The sequence below is a fragment of the Streptomyces sp. NPDC045287 genome (genome assembly GCF_056432325.1).
Window position 1 is genome coordinate 48048 of the sequence record NZ_JBWKJG010000027.1, and the last position, 21605, is coordinate 69652.

Sequence of the window (21605 nt, forward strand, 5' to 3'; positions counted from 1 at the left end):
AGTCCCGGGCGACCCCGGGGCGCTGTACGGCCGGTTCACCTCCGCTCGCGCGGAGAGGACCCATGTCACATCCTGGATTCGAGTCGGCGCAACGGTTCACCTCCGCTCTCGCGGAGAGGACATCTTCCCCCGGCCCGACGAGGTACCCTTCGCCGGTTCACCTCCGCCTGCGCGGAGAGGACGTCCGGGCCACCAACCCCGAGTCCGTGAGCCGCGGTTCACCTCCGCCTGCGCGGAGAGGACTTGATCGGGATGGATGCGGGGCGACCGGTCTTCGGTTCACCTCCGCCTGCGCGGAGAGGACCTCACCGCGCACCGCGACACCTGGGAGTGGCTGGGTTCACCTCCGCCTGCGCGGAGAGGACTGGGGAGCCAACGACCCGGACCTGAACCTCGTCGGTTCACCTCCGCCTGCGCGGAGAGGACACCTGGCTTGCCATCATCGTCATCACCGCCATCGGTTCACCTCCGCCTGCGCGGAGAGGACCGGTGACCTCGCTTGGCGAGCGTCCGACCGGTCGGTTCACCTCCGCCTGCGCGGAGAGGACTCTGGCGTGATGAGGACGATCGACCCGCTCAACGGTTCACCTCCGCCTGCGCGGAGAGGACTCCAGGAGGAGCCCCAGGAGCAGCGCTACACGCGGTTCACCTCCGCCTGCGCGGAGAGGACCCGTTCGGTGTCGAACATCTCGTAGATGGCGCCGGTTCACCTCCGCCTGCGCGGAGAGGACAGCGCTCGCACCTGGTCCGCCGCCCCCTGGAACGGTTCACCTCCGCCTGCGCGGAGAGGACCCGTCCTCCTCGGCCTCGGCGCGCTTCCGTGCCGGTTCACCTCCGCCTGCGCGGAGAGGACGCGAAGGTGCGCACCATCCGCTCGGCCGTGGCCGGTTCACCTCCGCCTGCGCGGAGAGGACTCATCGGCCAGGAGGGCGCCAAGGGTCACCGACGGTTCACCTCCGCCTGCGCGGAGAGGACAGTCCGAGCGTCGCGGACGCGCCAGACGCGGTCGGTTCACCTCCGCCTGCGCGGAGAGGACCCTGGCCGCCGGCCGGATCCGTGGCCGACCGGCGGTTCACCTCCGCCTGCGCGGAGAGGACAACCCGAGGTCGAGCGGCGGCCCGTGGCCGGCCGGTTCACCTCCGCCTGCGCGGAGAGGACCCTTCGCCACCTGCGGCTCTATCGCCGCTTTGCCACTTCTTTACCGGATGCAGGCAACGTCAGCTCCTCCAGGCGCTCGATCCATACATCAACCAGCAGCGTAACCACCCGAACAAGCAGGCACGACAAAGGGAACGCCTCAGCGCCCGGTCCGTCGACCTCCGCTCACGCGGAGAGGACGTCTTGAACAGCTTCTCCACCTCGAAGCTCAGCGGTTCACCTCCGCTCGCGCGGAGAGGACGACCGAACCGTCTACCGCGACGAGATCGGCTACGGTTCACCTCCGCTCGCGCGGAGAGCACATGCGGGTCTCGCCGTCCCCTTCTACCTGGCGGCTGCGCAGCACGCGAAGGAGCAGCAGCGTCCCGAGTTTCTAGTCGGCGCCTACCCCTCGCCATCGTCTCCCGCGGCATTCTCGGGCGGCAGGTAAGCCACCACGACCGTCCGCTCCACCTCCGCGTCCTTCATCGCCCGTGCCCGGTGCTGCCCGTTCGTGTACCAGCCCGTCGGACCGAGGGCCGCGGTGATCGCGGTGGTTGGCTGAAGTAGCGAGTACACCGCCCCGTACAACGCCTTGTCCACGCCGCAGACCGTCGTGAGACCCGCCCAGTGCGCGGCGACGTCGGTGTCGGTCATCCCGTTCGCGCGCGCACGCTTGACCATCCGAATCGCCTGTTCGCTGGCCGTCTTCCAGTCCTGCCGGTGGTACCAGCAGCATTCCTTGCCCGAGGCGTGCCGCCGTGCTGGCGCAGCGCGGTCGTGGGTGCTCTGCGGCAGGCGCATGCACGCCTCCCGAAACGGGTGCGGCTCGGGGAGGTCGTCGACGGCGATGAACCGGTACTCGAGCTTTTCCACGGGCGCCGGGAGTGCCGTCGGTACGTAGCTGGCGCCACGGCTGCGGTCGACGGGTCGGCCGACGAGGCGCGCCAGGTCGGCGTCGCTGATCGATAACCAGCTGGAGACGCGGACCGTGGATGAGGAGTCCTCGTGGAAGGTGACCAGGGTGAAACCGGTGGCCTCGAGGCCGTCCGCTTCACCACCGACCCCGTCGTCCTGTGCGGCATTGGTGAAGCGCTGCGCCCAGATCGGCGGGCGCTCCTCGTCAGGGCAGTGGGTCTGCCACACGTCCGCGACGTACTTCTCGACCCGGTTCATCAGGCTGCCGCCCTCGTCGTACGTCTGCGTGGCCACCGCCACCGGCCGCCGTCCTGGCGCGGTGAACAGCTGCAGCCGGAAGGGGTGTAGCCCTGCGGCGTCCTGTGTCTCGTACATGTGGTCGTCCACCGTGCGCTCCCTCGGCGCCGCTTCCGCGAGGAGTACTTCCGCGGTCCTCGGCCGACCGCCCGACGGTATCTTCTTCATCCCCGCCCCCACCTTCGTCTGATCTGCCGCGGTCCGTCCGGCCAGGCCCTGGGCAGGCGTACTGTATGCCGTGATGACCCCCAGGAGGTGCTAGATGAGCGAACGCGAGACCTGGACGGTGGACCGGCTCCACCACGCCCTGCCGCACTCCGCACTGCGGCAGCAGCTCCTCCAGGACGTCAACCTCACCCCCCTCGCCGAACTCCCCGCCGTCCTCGACCGCTGGACGGCGGCCGCCGAGCAGCTGCGCGCCGCCGACCACCGCATTGAGTCCTCCCGCATCAGCATGAAGTTCGCCGGACGCCTCCCCGAAGACCTCACGGCCGAGGACCGCACCGCTGACATCCTCCGCGACGCCAGCCCCCGCAGCCGCGACGCCGGCTCCCCCCGCAAGCACGACCGGGGAGCGGCGTAACCCCGTGACCTACCGCCTGAACTTCCCACCGGACGTCTTCGACACCTACAAGCAGCTCCCCGACACCGCGCGCCGCGACCTCGCCTTGTGCCTCGTCGACGCCCAAGGCGACCCGCTGGGCTGCTCGGAGCCGTACGGGCAGGATGACGGCACCGTCCGCACCGTCGCCCGCGGGCACGTCACCGCAGTCATCCTCATCGGCCGGGACACCCGCGTCCTCACGGTCCTCGCCATCGCCTACGCCGGCCCCATGTGACCCCGCCTGGTCGGGTACGGTGCCGTCTGGCGGCGGGCACCGTCCGGTGATCGCTTGTCAGCACCGCCGCCCCTGTGCCCCCGGACCCGCTTGGGCCGGGGGCATCGCCACGTCACCCTTGAAGCAGCGCCCTACGCAGCAAGGTCGCGAAGCCGGTGTCCAGCTTGCCCTCCTCGAGGTCACCCAGAAGAGCGGTCACCGCAGCGGTCTGGATCGCTGGCGCCCATCGGGCCTGCAGATCCATCATCGCCGGGGCGCTCTCCGCGTAGACCGTCTCGAAGCTGTCGAGGGTGGTGATCGACACCAAGAACAGCGGAGGTGAGCCCGCCTTTCCACCCCCGTTGCGGTAGATCTCCAGCCACAGAGGGGTTCGGTCCTTCCGCGACATCGTGTTCCACTCGTAGTACCCGGCCTCCTTGACGCTCTCCTCCCAGCTGTCGAGGTGCTCGAACGGGGCGAGAGGATCTGCCTCGAGCTCGACCCACTGGCCAGCGGTGGTCAGCATGAACGGGTTCTTGTTCGTCATGCCCATACGGTGCCGCACCGGCAGGGACCGGCGCTCAGGTTCAGAGGGTTTCCGAGGCACCTTCCCAACCTGTCTGCTCATGCCCCGCCTGTCGGTGCCCGCTGGCAGACTCGGCGATGACAGACCGGCCACGGCAGCCCCTCACCCGTCCTGGAGCCCCGCATGGACCTCGACCGCGCTCCTTCCGAGATTGCCTACGCCGCTGCCGCACAGGGGAGGGAGTTGAACCGACCGCCGAGCACGTCGATGGCGGCCATGGGCGGCTACCTTGACGACGTCGAGCCCGACGAGAAGGTCGTGGTGTCCTGACCCGCCCTAGGCGCCACCCTGCCCCCGCGGGCCCACCGGCAGGCTGGACCGTGGCCCGCGGTCCGTGATCCGCAGGCCGTAACCCGTGCGTTAGGCATCTGGACACGGAAACCGCATCCCCGGGCCCCGGACGCCCCACGTGTCCGGGGCCTTCCGGCGCGGGCCGGGGCCGGATCTGCCAGACCAGCCCCGGCCCGCTCCCGAAGAAACGATCCCCCGAGCCCACCGCGAGAGCCCCGACCTGAGCGTCGGGGCTCTCGCCGTCACGCCCACCCCTCGAGCGGGGCAATGCGACGGCCGGATCGGTGCCGCAATGCGGTGGGTGCTGCAAGACACCTTCACACCTCCGCCTGCGCCGAGAGGACACCCCACGGACCTCGACCACGACGACCGGGAACGGTTCACCTCCGCCTGCGCGGAGAGGACAGGACGTCGGCGATGTCGGCCTGCAGCGCGGTCGGTTCACCTCCGCCTGCGCGGAGAGGACGGAGTACGTCGTCGTCCTGGACCGGAACGGGTCGGTTCACCTCCGCCTGCGCGGAGAGGACATCCCGAGGTGCCCACCCGGCAGAGCGCAGAGCGGTTCACCTCCGCCTGCGCGGAGAGGACGGCAGCTCCTCCAGCACGTCGTTGGGCTTGGTCGGTTCACCTCCGCCTGCGCGGAGAGGACCACGGCCGCCGGCCGGATCCGTGGCCGACCGGCGGTTCACCTCCGCCTGCGCGGAGAGGACTTCAATCCGCGGATCATCGAAGAGTCGGGCGGCGGTTCACCTCCGCCTGCGCGGAGAGGACATGGCCTGCACCAGCAGCTGCACGTCGCTGCGCGGTTCACCTCCGCCTGCGCGGAGAGGACGCGGACCTGGAGCACCCGGCCTACGGGAAGCTCGGTTCACCTCCGCCTGCGCGGAGAGGACGGCAGGGGGCTGTGGGTCCTGCCCGCCGACTACGGTTCACCTCCGCTCGCGCGGAGAGGACGCACTTCAGCGAGGCGTTCCTGCATGCACTGGGGGTTCACCTCCGCTCGCGCGGAGAGGACAGGTGCCAGCCGCAGATACCCATGGCCGCCGTCGGTTCACCTCCGCTCGCGCGGAGAGGGCGCGGCGGCCTCAGCAGTATCAGCCTCCGCCTGCGCGGAAAGGGCTCGACCGCAGCGACCAGGCCAGGCATCGCGCCCGGGTCACCTCCGCTCGCGCGGAGAGCACCTGCTCGCGTCCCTGCCGTCGCTGGTCGACTACGGTCGCGGAGTCCGCGGCCGGCTCACCTCCGCTCGCACGGAGAGCACAGGGCAACGCCACGGTGACCGCCCCGCCGGGACGGCTCACCTCCGCTCGCACGGAGAGCACCGGTAGTTCTGCGACCGTCCGAGGAGGTCCATCGGCTCACCTCCGCTCGCACGGAGAGCACGCGTCCAGCACCTGGGAGCCGGTCAGGCGCTTCGGCTCACCTCCGCTCGCACGGAGAGCACGCGGCCTTCGCGGCGTCGTCCTCGGCGGCCGTCGGCTCACCTCCGCTCGCACGGAGAGCACCCCATGACGCCGTCCCCGACCATGGCGCGGTCCGGCTCACCTCCGCTCGCACGGAGAGCACGCGGCCGCGCGGGAGGCCAGGACGTCGTTGGCCGGCTCACCTCCGCTCGCACGGAGAGCACCCTTCATGACCTGCAGTTCTACCACCGCTTTGCCGCCTTTTTACCAAGTGCAGACAACGGCGGCTCCTCCAAACCCGTGAGACGTACCTCAACCAACCAGCAGCGTAACCACCCGAGCAAACGGGACGACGGATAAGGGAACACCTCGACGTCCGGCCCGCCGCCAACCACCCGCCTCCGCCTGCGCGGAGAGGACCCGACGTCCATCTGGGCCACGAGGTCGGTGATCGGCTCACCTCCGCCTGCGCGGAGAGAACCCTGACGTCGTCGACCGGCAGCTCGTAGACGACGGCTCACCTCCGCTCGCGCGGAGAAGACATCAGCCCGACGCGGATGCCCTCCGCGGTCACCGGCTCACCTCTGCTCGCGCGGAGAAGACAGCGTCAAGGACATGGTCCGCGCCTTCCTGCGCGGCTCACCTCCGCCTGCGCGGAGAGGACCTGGTGCTCGACATCCCGCGCGCTGGGGACGACGGTTTACCTCCGCTCGCGCGGAGAGGACGGCCGGCGGGGCGGCATCGATCCCGGCCGCCGCGGTTCACCTCCGCTCGCGCGGAGAGGACGGCCGGCGGGGCGGCATCGATCCCGGCCGCCGCGGTTCACCTCCGCTCGCGCGGAGACCACACGAGTCCTGGGGGAAGTGTGGGGTGGAACATCGACTCACCTCCGCTCGCGCGGAGACCACGGCACCCTCCCGCCGCGCGCTGTGCCCGGGCGGGACTCACCTCCGCCTGCGCGGAGAGGACGAGTACTGGAAGTCCGTCGCGCTGGAGTCGCACGGTTCACCTCCGCCTGCGCGGAGAGGACAGGAGCTCCCGGCCGCACTGGACACGGCGATCCGGTTCACCTCCGCCTGCGCGGAGAGGACCACAGGACCGCCGCGGTCACGGAGTGCTCCGGCGGTTCACCTCCGCCTGCGCGGAGAGGACATGATGGCGCCCGCGTAGTCCGGACCTGCCGCCGGTTCACCTCCGCCTGCGCGGAGAGGACGCCTGCCTGAGATAGACGGCGCCCGAGCGGATCGGTTCACCTCCGCCTGCGCGGAGAGGACCCTTGGACGCGGGTCACGTGCTTGACGGCGTCCGGTTCACCTCCGCCTGCGCGGAGAGGACCCGCTGGCGCTCGATGTCCGCGTCATCCAGCCCGGTTCACCTCCGCCTGCGCGGAGAGGACCGACGAGGGGCCGGTGACGATCGCGGGAAAAGCGGTTCACCTCCGCCTGCGCGGAGAGGACCCTTCGCGACCTGCGGTTCTATCGCCGCTTTGCCACTTCTTTACTAAGCGGAGACAGCATCAGCTTCTCCAGGCGCGCGGTCTGTACCTCAACCAGCCAGCAGCGTAGCCGCCCGAGCAGACGGGAACGACGGGAAAGGGAACACCTCAAGGCCCGGCACGTCGCCGACCGCCCCCTCCGCTCGCACGGAGAAGACCCCGCGCCCGCACCGTCCGCGGACCGGCCGTGCGGTTCACCTCCGCTCGCGCGGAGAGGACCGGCCGCGCCACTCCGGAGCCGGGTAGAGCTGCGGCTCACCTCCGCCTGCGCGGAGAGGACGCCCGCCACCGCAGCCAGCCCGAGCGCCGAGGCGGTTCACCTCCGCTCGCGCGGAGAAGACCGGGAGGACTTCCCGCTCAAGGCGGTGGCGAACGGCTCACCTCCGCTCGCGCGGAGAAGACTGCTTCAGCAGCCGCTTGAACGCCTCCCGGGCCGGCTCACCTCCGCTCGCGCGGAGAAGACCCCGGGTCCCGGTCGCCCGGGATCGGCTCGGGCGGCTCACCTCCGCTCGCGCGGAGAAGACTCGGTGTCGCGCCGGGTGGGGTGAGGGAAGAACGGCTCACCTCTGCTCGCGCGGAGAAGACAGGTCCTCGCCGACCAGGCAGCGGGACAGCAGCGGCTCACCTCTGCTCGCGCGGAGAAGACCCTTCGCGACCTGCGGTTCTATCGCCGCTTTGCCACTTCTTTACTAAGCGGAGACACCATCAGCTCCTCCAGGCGCGCGGTCTGTACCTCAACCAGCCAGCAGCGTAGCCGCCCGATGCAAACGGGAACGACGGGAAAGGGAACACCTCAAGGCCCGGCACGTCGCCGACCGCCCCCTCCGCTCGCACGGAGAAGACACCGACATGGCCCTCGGGCTCACTGCCCTCGGCGGTTCACCTCCGCTCGCGCGGAGAGGACTCGCAGTACGAGCCGTTCCCCGGCGCCGCGTTCGGTTCACCTCCGCTCGCGCGGAGAGGACGCGGTCGGCCAGAGCTTTGAGGACGCGAAAAACGGTTCACCTCCGCTCGCGCGGAGAGGACGCTTGATCCGAGGCATCAGTCACTCCTCATCGCGGTTCACCTCCGCTCGCGCGGAGAGGACGTCGTCACGCCGTGCGGTGTGGTGACCTCGTACGGTTCACCTCCGCTCGCGCGGAGAGGACACGGCGATCCGGTCACAGGACTACAAGCGGTCCGGTTCACCTCCGCTCGCGCGGAGAGGACCCTTCGCGACCTGCAGCTCTACGGGTTCTTTGCCACCTCTTTGCCCGGCATGAGCAAGGTCGGTTCCTCCAACGTTGAGGTACACCAGATCGTGCAGGTATCAGCGTATCCATGCTGCTGGCGAGCCACCTGTGTTCGTGCGGAAGGAGCACATCCAAGACGGCCGAGGAGTCCGCCACGACCTGCTCATCCTCCGCTCACTGGGCTTTTGAGCTGCGGTGTTCCGCTCCCGGGTGCCGTGTCCGGCCTCGTTGTCAGTGGTGGGTGCTAGGTATGTGCGCGTGATGAAGCGTGAGCAGATCGTGATGAGTGACGTCTGTCCGGACAGCCGTTTATGGGGCAAGGAGCGCGGCCTGTCGCGACGCTATCCGGTGCTGTGTCATCTGCTGGATACGGCTGCGGTGTGTCAGGTGCTGTGGGACCGATTGCTGGGTGAGGGGATGCGGGCCCGGATCGCGGATGCTCTCGGGCTGTCGGTGTCGGATGCTCGGGCGGTGGTGTCGTTCTGGGCTGGGCTGCATGACCTGGGGAAGATCACGCCGGTGTTCCAGGTGCAGGTTCCCGAGGCGTTCGCGGTCGTACGTGACGAGCCTGTCTACCGGGTGCGGTCCGGTGTGGTGGGGGAGCGGGGGCTTCGTCACGAGGCGGCGACGCACTGGGCGTTGACGTCGTTGTTGGCGGAGTTGGGGTATCCGGAGGGGCGGCGGTTGCCGGATGGGCGTCAGCTGCTGCGGGGTGCGGTGGGGCATCAGGTGGCGCAGTTGCTGGGGGGTCATCACGGGTGTTTCGGGGAGGTGCTGAAGGAGCGGGAGGTGGTGCGGGCGGAGGCGTATCAGCCGGGTCTGGGGGGTGCGGGGTGGGCTGAGCAGCGCCGTGTGCACCTGCGTGAGGTGCGGCGGGTGACGGGTGCGGTGGCGGTGCCGGAGCGGGGGTTGCCGGCGGAGTTGGCGGTGGTGGTTACGGGGCTGGTGGTGGTGTCGGACTGGCTGGTGAGTCAGAGGGGGGTGGTGGAGTCGTTGATGCCGCCGTTGGGGTGGCGGGCTGTGCCGGAGGAGGTGGATGGGCACTGGCGGCGGGTGCGGAAGGTGGCTGCGGGCGTGGTGTCGGCGGCGGGTGTGGGGCGTGCGGCGTTCGCGTCGGAGCGGTTCGAGGAGATGTTTCCCTTCTCTCCGAATCCGTTGCAGCAGGATCTGGTGGAGCGGCTTCCGGGGTTGGTGGAGCAGGGTGGTTCGGGTTTGCTGCTGGTGACGGCGCCGACGGGGGATGGGAAGACGGAGGCGGCGTTGTTTGCGGCGTCGGTGTTGGGGCGGGCTGCGGGGTGCCGGGGGGTGTTCGTGGCGTTGCCGACGATGGCGACGGCGGATGCGATGTTTCCGCGGGTGCGGGGGTTTGCTGAGCGGTCGCTGGACGGGGAGCGGGCGTTGACGCTGCTGCATTCGATGGCGTGGCTGCGGCCTGCCGGGGCCCCGCTGGCGGAGTTGGGGGGTGGGGTGGTGAGTGCCGGGTCGTTGACGGCTGCGGAGGCGGAGAGGTGGTTGCGGTATCGGCACCGGGGGTTGTTGGCGCCGTTGGGTGTGGGGACGATCGACCAGGTGCTGGCGGGGGTGTTGCCGCTGCGGTTCAGCGTGTTGCGGTTGTTCGGGTTGGCGGAGAAGGTCTTCGTGGTCGATGAGGCGCACGCGTACGGGCCGTGGATGCATCAGCTGTTGGTGCGGTTGCTGGAGTGGCTGGGGGCGCTGGGCGCGCCGGTGGTGTTGTTGTCGGCGACGTTGACGGGGCGTACGGCGGGGTCGTTGGTGGAGGCGTACCGGCGGGGCGCCGGGGTTGAGGGGGCTGGGGTGGTGGAGCCGCGGTATCCGGGGTGGCTGTTCGTGAACGCGGGGACGGGGGAGGTGTCGGCGCCGCGGGAGGTGGCCAGTGGGCGGGAGCGGACGTTGGAGGTGGTGGTGCGGCCGGTCGAGTGGGACGTGGCGGAGGCGGTGTCGGCGCCGGTGCGGGTCGGTGGCCGTCGGGCGGCGCTGCGGGAGGAGCTGCGGCAGGTCGTCGAGGAGGGGGGTACGGCGCTGGTGTGCTGCACCACGGTGGCCGAGGCGCAGCGGACGTTCCGCGATCTGGCGGTCGCGTTTCCTGGGTTGGTCGCGCGGGAGGGGGGCTTGCGGTTGCTGCATTCGCGGTTCGCGGCGGGGGTGAGGCAGGAGATCACCGTGGGGTGTGAGGCGGCGTACGGGAAGCCCCGTGCGGGGGAGGCGGCGGAGCCGCGGTCGGCGTCGGTGTTGGTGGCGACGCAGGTGGTGGAGCAGTCCCTCGACTTGGACTTCGATGTGGTGGTCAGTGATCTGGCGCCGTTGGCGCAGCTGCTGCAGCGGGCGGGGCGGTGCCGGCGGCATGCGCGGGGTGCGGCGGGTCGGCCGGCGTGGGCGGCGGATGAGAGCAGGCCGCGGCTGGTGGTGCTCGATCCGTTGGCTCAGGCGTCGGGCGGTGGGCGGGTGCCGGTGTCGTGGGGGCGGGTGTATGACGCGGGGTTGCTGTGGCGGACGTCGTTGCTGCTGGCGAGGGAGTCGGGCGGGATCGCGGTGCCGGGCGAGGTGCAGCGGTTGGTCGACGAGGTGTACGCGGAGGAGTTCGTCGACGGGCTGGAGGAGTCGGTTCGGCGGGAGTTGGAGCGGTTGGACGGGGAGCGGGTCGCGGGGGAGTCGGCGGAGGCGTACCTGGCTGACCTGGTGGGGGTGTGCGCGCCGGCGGATGTGGGTGGGGACCTGCACCGGTTGAGCCGTCGGGAGGCGGGGGTGAGCGAGGAGTTGCTGACGACCAGGTTGGGTGCGGATACCGGGCGGGTGCTGTGTGTGTTCGAGCAGGCGGATGGGTCGGTGAGCCTGGACGCGGGCGGGGAGGTGCCGCTGCCGGGCCCTGGGTTGTCGCAGGACGATCTGCGGGTGGTCATGGCGCATGTGGCGCCGGTTCCCGGCCGGTGGTTGCGGGAGGGCGGCGCTGCGGGGGAGGGGCTGCCGCAGGGGTGGGAGCGGCACTTCGTGCTGCGGGATGTGGTGGTGCTGCGGATGTCGCCGGCCGGTGGCGCGGCCGCGGAACGTGGTGCGGGGGTGTGGAGCTGTCGTCGCGGGGGTTTGACGATCTTCGTGTCGGATGTCGGGCTGGAAGCGGAATAAACCTACTCACGAGTTTCGTCTCTTCAAGCGGCAAACTTCGCTAGCGTTCAACTGCGCGGCCAGGCAACGGTGTTGGCGCACGCCGCACCGCTGCCTGGCAGCCCGCCCGCTCGCGCGGGCACGGGTCGGGGCCGTGGATCGTCCTCAAGCGGCAAACGGCTCACCCCCGCTCCCGCAGGGACCCTCTCTGTTCAGTCTCTCCTACCGATTCGGATGTTTCCCATGCCCGGTGGCAGCTACAGCCTTATCGACGAGCCCTGGATTCCGGTGCGCTGGCGGCCCGACGCCCAGGCGGCCAGCGACGAGGACCTGCCGGCGCGGGTCGGTCTGCGCGATGCCCTGCTGCGGGCGGAGTCCATCGCGGGGCTGGCGATCGCTGATCCGCCGGCACACACGGCGCTGCTGCGGATTCTGTACGCGCTGACGGCGCGGGTGACGAAGCTGGACGAGGCCGGTCCGGGGGACTGGACGGAGCGGCGGGTCGACGTCCTGGTCGAAGGCCGCCTGCCCGCGCGGGGTGTCGAGGAGTACTTCGGCCGGTACCGGGAGCGGTTCTTCCTGTACGACCCGGCGGGGGGACGTCCGTGGATGCAGGATGCCCGGCTGGCCGAGCAGTGTGATGCGGACAACACCGCGGGGGTGAACAAGCTGATCGTGACGAGGCCGGCGGGCAACAACCACGCCTGGTTCCGGCACGGCAGCGACGCGGCGCCGGACCTGCCCACCGCGTCGGAGGCGGCGTTGAACCTGCTGGTGTGGCACTACTTCGGGCCGTCGGGACGCTGCTCGTCCCGAGAGGTCAACGGGGTAAAGAGCGCCAGCGCGACGGCCGGGCCGCTGCGGACGGCGCTGTCCTACCACCCCGAAGGCGACAGCCTGTTCGAAACGCTGCTGGCCGGGCTCGTCCCCCCATCCCGCACGGTGCAGCGCGACCACGACCAGTGCCCGTGGGAGTGGGACGAGCTGCCCGACCCCGACGAGGCGCCCAAGGTGCCGGCGGGGCCGTGCGCGCGGCTGACCGCCTGCTCCCAGCACGCGCTGCTCCTGGTCCCGGAAGGTGACGGGCAGCTGGTGCGCGACGCCTACATCACCTGGGCCTACCGCAAGGGACGTATCCCTCGGGACGACGACTTCCTGATCTGGCAGATCAGCCAGCAGCACAACCGCTACCCGCGGCCGGCGGACGCGAAGCGCGGCTTGTGGCGGGACCTGGACGCGCTGCTGCTGAAGCAGCCGTCCGGCACCGCGCAGCCCCAGCGGCCGAAGGTGTTCCACACCGCGCACGACGTGTCCGAGCGGCTGCGGGTCAGGGCGCTGGGCTTCGACCAGGAGGGGCAGGCGAAGGACACCCAGTTCGTGGACGCCTCCACCCCCAGGGTGTTCGACGTCGTCGAGGAGCATGCGCCGCACACCGCGCCGGCGGTGGGTCGGCTGCGACAGCTGGGGGAGTTGTTCGGCTGGCGGCTCGAGCGTGCCGTCAAGCGTGCCTGGGCGGCCTACGTCACCGACGCCAAGGCGAAACCGGACACGTGGGTCGCCGAGGCCGCCGCCCGCTACTGGCCGCGCGCCGAGCGCGAGTTCTGGAGCCGCTTTCGCGACCTGGACCGCGCCAACGCCCTGCCCGACGGCGGCCTGGAGACGACCGAGGTCCGCAAGGCGTTCCTCCGCCTGGCCGAAGAGGCCTACGAGACGGTCACCGCGACCGTGACGCGTACGCAGCGCGGCGCGAAGGCGGTCTTCGAAGCCCGCATCGAGCTGTACGGCGGCGACCGCAAGAAGAAGTAAGGGGCGCAGGTCAGGTCGGCGACCGCTCTGGCCTGCACCCGTGCTTTCAGCAAGGAGAGGAAAGGGATGACCAGCACCACATCAGCGCCCCCGCCCGGCAGCGTCTCCTCCTCGGAGCCGGTATCACCGCGGCAGCGGCCGGCGCGCGAGGAGCGGCCGGAAGAAGTCTTCGTCGCCCGCATCAAGGAGTGGTGCGCGGACCCCGGCGCGCGTACCGCGCTGCGTAGCGGCCTGCGCAAGGATCTGGATGCCGTGCCGCGCATGCACAAGCTCGTCGCGCCGTGGCTGCCGCAGGACCGCACCCCTGAGGACGTGCAGCGCGCGTACTACGCCGTCGCCGCGATGATCGCCGCCCAGCCCCGGCACTCGTTCACCGTCGTGCAGGACTCCGAAGAGACAAAAGACAGTGCCGTCGATGGTGCCGATGCGGACGCCGGCGCAGCAGCCGAGACCGTGCCGTCGGTGCCGGAGGCGGGCGTACGGGCCCGGCGCTTCGGCTCCAGTCTGGGGACGGCGTTCGCGGTGGCCGTCGGTACGGGGCGCGACAGCCAGATGCGTCAGGCCACGGCCGAAGCGCGGCTGAACCTGCTGACCCGCCAGAGTCTGCCCGGCCTGCACCGCCACCTGCCCGCCGCCGTCGCCTACCTGCGTTCCCTCGACGTCGACGTCGACTTCGCCCAGCTGCTGTACGACCTCGCCTCCTGGCGCCGCCACTCCGGCCGGATCGCCCGCCGCTGGCTGCAGGACTACTACCGCCTGCGCGCCCAGGCCGAACGCGAGCAGGCCAACCGGCACGACGAGGACCAGCTCGCCGCGGCAGGCACCGCCGAGTAAGCCCGCCTTCATCCACCCCGCCCCCAGCCGGGCGGCCCCCGGCCTCAGGCCGAACACATCCACCCCGGCCCGTACCACCCAGCGCAAGGAGATCCCGTGTCCGCAGCACGTTTCATCGACATCCACGTCCTGCAGTCGGTGCCGTTCGCCAACCTCAACCGCGACGACACCAACTCCGTCAAGACCGTCCAGTACGGCAACACGCTGCGTACCCGAGTGAGCAGCCAGTCCTGGAAGCGTGCCGTGCGGACCGCGTTCGAGGAGCACATCGGTCAGGCCGCCCTGCGCACCCGGCGGATCGGGGAGCGTGTGACCGAGCTGCTCATCGCGCGGGACGGCTGGCCGCAGGAACTGGCCGAGCGGGCCGGCGGGCACGTCGCCGCCGCCTCGAGCATCAAGTTCGAGCTGGCCAAGAACCCCCAGGACCCCAAGCAGATCGTGCCGAACAAGGTCCTGACCAACGCGATGGTCTACGTCCCGGAGGCCGCCGTCGCCGAACTGGCCGACCTCGCCGCCGAGCACCGCCAGGAGCTGGAGAACGCGAAAGACATCAAGAAGCCGGCCGACAAGAGCGTCCTGCCCAAGGACCCGGTCGAGGCGATCCTGCGGTCCCGCAACGGCGTGATCAACCTGTTCGGCCGGATGCTCGCCGAGGTCGACGAAGCCGGCGTCGACGGAGCCGTGCAGGTCGCCCACGCCCTGACCACGCACATGACCGACGTCGAGCTCGACTACTTCTCCGCCGTCGACGACGTCACCGCCGCCTGGGCCGACTCCACGGGCAGCGGCCACATGGGGCACGCCGAGTTCAGCGCCGGCACCTTCTACCGCTACGCCACCCTCGACCTGCGCGACCTCGCCCGCAACCTGGCGGGCACCAGCAGCGAGATCAGGGAACTCGCCCACGCCTTCCTGCACACCTTCATCGTGTCCCTGCCCCAGGCCAAGAAGAACTCCACCGCCGCCCACACCATCCCCGACCTCGTCCACCTCTCCGTCCGCTCCGACCGACCCCTGTCCTACGCGGCCGCGTTCGAACGCCCCGTCACCGCCGCCCTCGAAGGCGGCTACGCCGCCCTCTCCCGCGACGCCCTCGCCGCCTACGCCCGCGCGGCCAACACCATGCTCGGCACCCGTAACATCCTCTCCAGCGGCTGGACCAGCCTGGAGACCAAGACCCTCGACGGCCTGGGCACCCGCCACGACACCTACGACGACCTGCTCACCGCCGCGCTGGACGCCGCCCTCGCCACCCAGGGCGGAACCCCCGCATGACCACCACACCCCGCCCCGCTCCCGAGCCGGGCCTCCTGCTGCGCCTCGCCGGCCCCCTGCAGGCGTGGGGCCGGCACAGCCACTTCAACGAACGCGACACCGCGCCCTTCCCCACCCGCTCCGGGATCATCGGCCTCCTGGCCTCAGCCCTCGGACGCACCCGCGACGAACCGATCGACGACCTCGCCACCCTGTCCCTGACCGTGCGCACCGACCGACCCGGCGTGCCGCTGCGCGACCTGCACACCGTCGGCGGCGGACTTCCCGCCCGCGCGACCGTCACCACCGCGGAGGGCAAGAAACGCACCGGCGACACCACCACCCTCCTCACCCACCGCACCTACCTCGCCGACGCCGTCTTCACCGCAGCCCTCACCGCCACCGACAACACCCCGGTGTCCCTCCTGCCGGAACTGGCGCACGCCCTCCTCCACCCCCACTGGCCGCCCTACCTCGGCCGGCGCTCCTGCCCACCCGAAGGACCGCTGTCCCTGGGCACCTGCGACGACGTGCTGCACCACCTCATCCACCTGCCCATCGCCGCCCCACCCCCCCACCCGGACACCGACCCCGGCATCACCTTCACCTCCGACCAGCCCCTCAACCGCCTCCCCGTCCCCGACGCCCTACGCACCCCCGACGCCGCGGACGGCGACGCCCCGGGCGGTTCGATCAACGACCAGCCCGCCACCTTCCACCCCCGCCGCCGCACCTACAGCTCCCGCGCCGCCTACCAGCGCACCCTGCGCCTGCCCGCCACCCAGTACACCGGACTGGGCATCCACCACCTCCTGGCCCTCGGCACCTACACCACCGAACACCTGTCCCACCCGGAAAGGAGCCGGCGTTGACCGTCTACCTCACCCGGATCGTCCCCGACCCGCGCTCCAGCGACGCCCGCCGCGACGCCCGCAGCGCCGTCGACACCCACCGGCGCCTGATGTCCCTCTTCCCCGACCACACCGGACCCGACCCCCGAGCCCACTTCGGCGTCCTGCACCGCACCGACGACACCCCCACCGGACCCCACCTCCTGGTCCAAAGCACCCACCAGCCCGACCTCACCCACCTGCCCGACACCTACGGCACCGCCCTCACCCGCCCCCTCACCCCCCTCCTCGACGCCCTGCGACCAGGCCTGACCATCCGCTACCGCTGCGCCGCCAGCCCCGTACGCAAACCCGGCGCCACCACCCGCGCCCTCTACGACCTGCCCGCCGTCGTCGCCTTGAGCGGGCCGGCGGCCGACGAGTGGTGGCTACGCCAAGCCGACAAGGCCGGCCTGAAAATCCTCAGCCTGCACTCCACCCCCCTCGACGCGGCCCGCGGAACCCGCACCCCCCGCAACAGCACCCAAAAACAGCGCATCAACCACAAACGCACCCGTTTCGACGGCACCGCCGCCATCATCGACCCCGACCAGCTCCGCACCGCCATCACCGACGGCATCGGCCGCGGAAAGGCCTACGGCTGCGGACTCCTCACCATTGCACCCACCCGAACCCCACACCCATGACACCCACACCCCGCACCCCCGCCGACGCCCGACGTAAACTCGCCGCCCCCACCGTCGCCATGCTGCCCCGCATCGCCGACTCCCTGTCCTTCCTCTACCTCGACATCGTCCGCGTCCGCCAAGACGACACCGGCGTCCTCGCCGAAGTCACCACCGAACGCCGGGGCACCGAAACCGTCTACCTGCCCACCGCCGCCCTCAGCTGCGTCCTGCAACGTTGCACGTCAGAAAGGGTCCTCTCCGCGCAGGCGGAGGTGAACCGCCAGTTCACCGAGACGACTCAGGCGGCTGACGGTCCTCTCCGCGCAGGCGGAGGTGAACCGTCGCGATTGCCGTCCTGCCACCGCTTCAGGCCGTCCTCTCCACGTAGGCGGGGTGGTCCGCTGCGGGAGCAGATCACCGAGCAGAGCGGGGCTACCCCCGCAGGTGCGGGGACGACGAAGCCGCGGTGCGCAGGGCAGCAGCATGGGCCGTCGTCCCCGCGCCCGCGGGGGTAGCCCGCGGCCGCGGCGCTGGCGGAGCGCGTGCCGGGCGGGACCGGCGGTGGGGGTACGGCGCAGTCGTGCGTGCTCGTGGCGGCGTTCGCCCGCGTCGAGACGGGCGGCGGCACGGCCGCCCTGGCACTGCTGGAGCGCTGCCGCCAGGTGGAGGGCTGGCGCGACGAGGACCGGCACGCCTACCTGGCGGTGGGGGCGTACGCGGCGGTGGAGGCCGGCGACGACCACGGCGCCCGTCTCTTCCTGGACCGGATGCGCCGTACGGACGCCTCCTACGACCTGTGCCGCCGGGTCCGCGCCGACGTGACGCGGGCCCGCGCGCACCGCGCCCGGGGCCGGCTGCCCGAAGCGGTCGCGCTGCTGCGCCTGGCCGCCGCGGTGCGGGGCGGCCAGGACTGGTTCACCACGCGGCCCTGGGTCCTGGCGCAGCTCGCGGGGGCCCTGGCGGAGGCCGGGGACGTGTCCGAGGCAACTGCTCACCCTGGTCGAGGTGCGTCTCGCGGCACGGCAGGCGCCACGCTATCCGCTGGCGGACGACGGGGTCGCCCTGGAGGAGGCGGGGGTGCTGGGCAGGGCCGGCGACCTGCCGGGGGCGGTCCACCGTGCCGAGGAGGTGGCACGGCGCTCGGCCGCCGCGGGCCGGAGGGCCACGGCGCTGGCGACACTGCACCTGCTCGCCCGGTTAGGCAGGGCGGAGGTGGCCGCGGAACGGCTGGCCGGCCTCGGTGTCGCCCTCGCGTGCCCCTTGGGCGGGGTGCGTGCCGCGCACATCCGCGCCCTGGCCCACCGGGACGCCGGGCTCCTCGACGACCTCGCGCGGCGCTGGGCGGCGCGCGGCCGGTTCCCCCTCGCGGCGGGGAGCGCAAGCCGGGCCCACGGGCTGTGGTGGGAGACCGGCCGCAACCGCGCCGCCCGGGCCTCGTCCGTCGCGTGCAGGGAGTACCTCTCCCTGGCGGGCGGCGTGCCGCTGCCCGGGTGGGCGGCCTGCCCCGGCAGTACGCCGCGCGCGGGCCGCGCCCGGCTGACCCCACGGGAACACGAGGTGGCTTCGCTGGCCGCGTCGGGAATGACGAACACCAACATCCCACGGCATCTGACCGTCTCGGTCCGCACCGTCGAGAACCATCTGCACCGGGTGTACGGCAAGTTCGGCGTCACGTCGCGGTCGGGCCTGCACGAGCGCATCGACGCACCAGCGGGGGGCTTCAGCCGGTGCGGGAGTAGAGCGCGGCGAGGTCGGTGGCGGCCAGGGAGATCTCCCGGACGGCCTCGGGCGGTCCGAGCACCTCGACGTCCGTGCCGAACTGCAGCAGCTGGCGGACCGCGGCTGGCACCGGGTACTCCAGCTCGACCGTCAGCCACACGTTGCCGTCCGCCGCGCCGTCCCGGCCCTCGTCGCCCTTCCCGTCGCGCCGGTCGTCGCCCCTCCCGTCCCGGCCTTCCGCCGTGCGCGCCGGCTCTCCTGCCGGCTCGGCCCGGTCCGCCGGCCCCGCGCCGGTCGGCAGGCCGCTTCCGGGCGGCAGGTTCCCACCGGTCATCAGGTCCTCCGCGTCCGGCGCTCCCTCCCCAGCCACCCCGAGGAAGTGCGGACGGGTGATGCGGCGAAGCATGTCCAGGCGACGCCGGCGTACGCGGGCCCGGACGACGGTCCCCTTGCCGCGGGACTCGACCCTCCGGCGCAGTTCCTCCCAGACGTCGACGAGTTCCACCCCGTCACGGCGGCGGACCGGCTCCGCGGTGACGGTGACGCCGCGGAACCGGTCCGCGCGGAAGAGCCGGGGGCGCCCCTCGTGGTCGGCGACGAGGTACCACGTGCCGGCCTTGGAGACGAGACCGTACGGATCGACGCAGTAGACGTCGACCGTGGCGCGACCGCTGTGCCGGTAGGCGATCCGCAGGCGGCTGTCGGTGAGGACGGCGTCGTGCAGCTCGTCCAGCCCGGTCTGGTCGCGCTGCCCACCGAGCCAGCCGTCGGGGTCAATCAGCAGTCGTCGGCTCGTCAGCTCGGCGGCCGACCGGTGCGGCGCGGGCAGCGCGCTCATCATCTTGCGCAGCGCCGAGCCCAGCGCCCGGTCCAACCCCAGCGCGGAGTGCGCGCTCTGCCCCACGAGGACGAACAAGGCGCGCGCCTCGTCCCGGGTCAGGCCCGTCATGTCCGTACGGAACCCGGGCACCAACCGGACGCCGCCGTGCCGCCCGCGCTCGGCGTAGACGGGGATCCCCGCCGCCGAGAGGGCCTCGACGTCCCGGTAGATGGTGCGCACCGAGACCTCCAGGCGCCGGGCCAGCTCCGTCGCGGGGACGAGTCGGCGCTGCTGGAGCAGCAGCAGGATGGAGAGGAGTCGGTCGAACTTCACCCTCAGAGTCTTTCCCATACCTGACGATGATTGTCAGGTTTCGGCCTCACGATGGTCCGCACCCGTACGAACCGAGGGAGAGATTCGTGAAGCACGCCGACATCCAGACGCTCGCCTCCCGGGTGGAGGGCCCGGTCCTGCTGCCCGGGGACGAGGGGTACGACGAGGAGCGCGCCGGGGCGAACCTCGCCGTCCGGCACGAGCCCGAGGTGATCGTCGGAGCGGCGCGGGCCGAGGACGTCCAGGAGGCGGTCCGCTTCGCTGCGGAGCACGGCCTGGCCGTCGCCGTGCAGTGCACCGGGCACGGCTACGCCGCCGCCGCGCAGGGCGGGTTGCTCGTCACCACGGGCCGCATGGCGGGTGTCGAGGTGGACCCGGACCAGCGCACGGTGACGGTCGAGGCGGGTGTCCGCTTCGAGCAGGTGATCCCCGCGGCGGCGCCGTACGGACTGGCCCCGCTGAACGGTTCCGCGCCGCACGTCGGTGTCGTCTCCTACGTCCTCGGCGGCGGCGTGGGCCTGCTGGTGCGCACGTTCGGCTACGCCGCGGACCGGGTGCGCCGCCTGGAGCTGGTGACCGCGGACGGGGAGCTGCGCACGGTCACCGTGGACAGTGACCCGGATCTGTACTGGGCGGTGGTGGGTGGACGCGACAACTTCGGGATCGTGACCCGGCTGGAAATGGACCTGGTCCCGGTGGACCGGGTGTACGGCGGCGGCTTCTTCTACGACGCCGGGGCCGCGCCTGGAGTCCTGTCGGCCTACGCGCGGTGGGCCGAGGGCATGCCCCGGGAGATGAACTCCTCGGTCGCCCTGATCCCCATGCCGGACGACCCGGAGGTCCCCGAGCCGATGCGGGGCCGACACGTCTACCACGTGCGGATCGCCTACACGGGCGGTGCGCAGGAGGGCGAGCGGCTGGTGGCCCCGCTGCGGGAGGCCGGGCCGGTCCTGATGGAGGCACTGCGGGACATGCCGTACACGGAGAGCGGCTCCATCCACGACGAGCCGCCGGTCCCGGTGCCGTTCCAGCGGGAGACCACGCTGCTGCGCGAGGTGGGCGACGACGTGGTGCGGACGCTGCTGGAGCACGCGGGCCCGCAGGTGCCGGTGCCGTGCGTGGTGGAGCTGCGACACCTCGGCGGTGCCGTGTGCGAGCCGCCCGAGCGCCCGAACTCGGTGGCGCACCGGGACGCCCCGTACCTGCTGTCCGTCGTCACCCTGCTGTTCGGGATCACCGCCGAGGACACCCGCCCGTTGTACGAGAAGCTCTTCCACGCGCTCGGGCCCTTCTCGTCCGGCGCCGTCCTGAACTTCCTCGGCTTCGGCGCGAACGCCGACGAGGAGCGGGTCCGCGCCGCCTACGCGCCGGCCGACCTGGAGCGTCTGGCGCGGTTGAAGGCGGTCCACGACCCGCGGAACCTCTTCCGTCTCAATTACAACGTCCCGCCGGCCGCCTCCGACGCGCCACCGGCGCACTGAAAGAGAGCGGACATGCCCCGTCCCCCCGCCCCGACCCGCTTTCCGCCCGCCGACCGGCGCGGTGCCGTGCGCGGGCTGCGCCGGGTCCTCCTCCTGGACGCGGCCGGGATGGCCTGCGTCGGAATCGGCTACCTGGCGGCGGCCGGTCCGCTCGGACGGCTGCTCGGCCCGGGTACGACGCTCGTGGCCGCGGTCGGCGCGGTGATGCTGGCGCTGGGCGTGGGCACCGCGGCCGTGGCACGGCCCGCCCGGATCTCCGCCGGGGCGGTGCGCGCGGTGATCGGCTGCGGTGTGCTGTGGATCCTGCTGAGCCTGGCGGCCCTGGCCTTCGCCTGGCTTGACCTCACCACCGCCGGCGTCGTGTGGACCTGGCTGCAGATCACCCCGGTCGCGGTGTTCGTGTCCTGGCAGACCGGCGAGCTGCGGTCGTCCCAGTCCGGCTAGAGACAATACCGGTGACTTTGAGTGGTGTGGGTCGTTGGTTGTGGTGTGCCAAGGCCTGGGCAGGTGAAGTCGTCGGGTGGCCGGTTGTCGGACCGGAT

The 21605-nt window shown here is 71.6% G+C and carries 14 protein-coding genes, 2 pseudogenes and 6 CRISPR repeat arrays (1 of these 22 only partly in view); of the genes and pseudogenes, 13 read left to right on the plus strand and 3 right to left on the minus strand.

Features of this window, described 5'->3' with window-relative positions:
* A CRISPR array of direct repeats spans nucleotides 1-1159; the repeat unit is 29 nt; unit sequence CGGTTCACCTCCGCCTGCGCGGAGAGGAC; it begins 91 nt to the left of the window's first position.
* Between the two features lie 383 nt (nucleotides 1160-1542).
* Nucleotides 1543-2520 (minus strand): hypothetical protein, encoded by a 978-nt coding sequence (locus AC07D6_RS30770; protein WP_479049839.1) that lies wholly within the window; start codon nucleotides 2518-2520, stop codon nucleotides 1543-1545.
* Nucleotides 2521-2614: 94 nt separating this feature from the next.
* Here AC07D6_RS30770 and AC07D6_RS30775 point away from each other — a divergent pair, with 94 nt between their 5' ends.
* Both AC07D6_RS30775 and AC07D6_RS30780 read left to right on the plus strand, forming a co-directional pair.
* Nucleotides 2615-2935 (plus strand): hypothetical protein, encoded by a 321-nt coding sequence (locus AC07D6_RS30775; protein WP_479049841.1) that lies wholly within the window; start codon nucleotides 2615-2617, stop codon nucleotides 2933-2935.
* Nucleotides 2936-2939: 4 nt separating this feature from the next.
* On the plus strand, nucleotides 2940-3191 hold the full coding sequence (locus AC07D6_RS30780; RefSeq protein WP_479049843.1) for a hypothetical protein: 252 nt from the start codon (nucleotides 2940-2942) through the stop codon (nucleotides 3189-3191).
* A gap of 112 nt (nucleotides 3192-3303) precedes the next feature.
* Here AC07D6_RS30780 and AC07D6_RS30785 read toward each other — a convergent pair whose 3' ends face one another.
* On the minus strand, nucleotides 3304-3717 hold the full coding sequence (locus AC07D6_RS30785; RefSeq protein ID WP_479049845.1) for a hypothetical protein: 414 nt from the start codon (nucleotides 3715-3717) through the stop codon (nucleotides 3304-3306).
* Nucleotides 3718-3879: 162 nt separating this feature from the next.
* On the opposite strand from AC07D6_RS30785, the gene AC07D6_RS30790 reads away from it, so the two are divergent.
* The 9 genes and pseudogenes from AC07D6_RS30790 to AC07D6_RS30830 all read left to right on the plus strand — a co-directional run.
* Nucleotides 3880-4026: a hypothetical protein gene (locus tag AC07D6_RS30790; protein WP_479049847.1), complete on the plus strand. Its 147-nt coding sequence runs from the start codon at nucleotides 3880-3882 to the stop codon at nucleotides 4024-4026.
* A gap of 336 nt (nucleotides 4027-4362) precedes the next feature.
* Nucleotides 4363-5124: direct repeats of the CRISPR family, unit length 29 nt; unit sequence CGGTTCACCTCCGCCTGCGCGGAGAGGAC.
* 75 nt (nucleotides 5125-5199) lie between these two features.
* Nucleotides 5200-5675: a CRISPR direct-repeat array (repeat unit 29 nt).
* A 715-nt stretch (nucleotides 5676-6390) separates the two neighbouring features.
* Nucleotides 6391-6908: direct repeats of the CRISPR family, unit length 29 nt; unit sequence CGGTTCACCTCCGCCTGCGCGGAGAGGAC.
* Between the two features lie 227 nt (nucleotides 6909-7135).
* A CRISPR array of direct repeats spans nucleotides 7136-7592; the repeat unit is 29 nt.
* A gap of 228 nt (nucleotides 7593-7820) precedes the next feature.
* Nucleotides 7821-8154: a CRISPR direct-repeat array (repeat unit 29 nt).
* 284 nt (nucleotides 8155-8438) lie between these two features.
* Complete coding sequence (locus AC07D6_RS30795) at nucleotides 8439-11318, plus strand: CRISPR-associated endonuclease Cas3'' (RefSeq protein WP_479049849.1); 2880 nt, start codon at nucleotides 8439-8441, stop codon at nucleotides 11316-11318.
* Between the two features lie 222 nt (nucleotides 11319-11540).
* Nucleotides 11541-13103, plus strand: coding sequence for a type I-E CRISPR-associated protein Cse1/CasA (casA, locus tag AC07D6_RS30800; RefSeq protein ID WP_479049851.1), 1563 nt, complete (start codon nucleotides 11541-11543; stop codon nucleotides 13101-13103).
* Nucleotides 13104-13169: 66 nt separating this feature from the next.
* Nucleotides 13170-13937 (plus strand): type I-E CRISPR-associated protein Cse2/CasB, encoded by a 768-nt coding sequence (locus AC07D6_RS30805; RefSeq protein ID WP_479049853.1) that lies wholly within the window; start codon nucleotides 13170-13172, stop codon nucleotides 13935-13937.
* Between the two features lie 96 nt (nucleotides 13938-14033).
* Entirely contained in the window at nucleotides 14034-15212 is a 1179-nt protein-coding gene (gene cas7e, locus AC07D6_RS30810; RefSeq protein WP_479049855.1) for a type I-E CRISPR-associated protein Cas7/Cse4/CasC, read from the plus strand.
* Nucleotides 15209-16063, plus strand: a complete 855-nt coding sequence (gene cas5e, locus AC07D6_RS30815; RefSeq protein ID WP_479049857.1) for a type I-E CRISPR-associated protein Cas5/CasD — start codon at nucleotides 15209-15211, stop codon at nucleotides 16061-16063. The genes cas7e and cas5e overlap by 4 nt, the downstream gene beginning before the upstream one ends.
* Nucleotides 16060-16728, plus strand: a complete 669-nt coding sequence (gene cas6e, locus AC07D6_RS30820) for a type I-E CRISPR-associated protein Cas6/Cse3/CasE (protein WP_479049859.1) — start codon at nucleotides 16060-16062, stop codon at nucleotides 16726-16728. Before cas5e ends, cas6e begins: the two co-directional genes overlap by 4 nt.
* A gap of 59 nt (nucleotides 16729-16787) precedes the next feature.
* Nucleotides 16788-16944: pseudogene (locus AC07D6_RS30825) on the plus strand (type I-E CRISPR-associated endonuclease Cas1e); the annotation flags it as partial.
* Nucleotides 16945-18186: 1242 nt separating this feature from the next.
* Nucleotides 18187-18384 (plus strand): annotated as a pseudogene (locus AC07D6_RS30830) (response regulator transcription factor); the annotation flags it as partial.
* Between the two features lie 46 nt (nucleotides 18385-18430).
* On the opposite strand, the gene AC07D6_RS30835 reads toward AC07D6_RS30830, so the two are convergent.
* Nucleotides 18431-19582 (minus strand): helix-turn-helix transcriptional regulator, encoded by a 1152-nt coding sequence (locus AC07D6_RS30835; RefSeq protein WP_479049873.1) that lies wholly within the window; start codon nucleotides 19580-19582, stop codon nucleotides 18431-18433.
* 86 nt (nucleotides 19583-19668) lie between these two features.
* On the opposite strand from AC07D6_RS30835, the gene AC07D6_RS30840 reads away from it, so the two are divergent.
* Nucleotides 19669-21063 carry an FAD-binding oxidoreductase gene (locus AC07D6_RS30840; protein ID WP_479049861.1) on the plus strand — a complete coding sequence of 465 codons (1395 nt, stop codon included), beginning with the start codon at nucleotides 19669-19671 and terminating at the stop codon, nucleotides 21061-21063.
* Nucleotides 21064-21075: 12 nt separating this feature from the next.
* Nucleotides 21076-21507 carry a hypothetical protein gene (locus AC07D6_RS30845; RefSeq protein WP_479049863.1) on the plus strand — a complete coding sequence of 144 codons (432 nt, stop codon included), beginning with the start codon at nucleotides 21076-21078 and terminating at the stop codon, nucleotides 21505-21507.
* The last annotated feature ends 98 nt before the right edge of the window (nucleotides 21508-21605 follow it).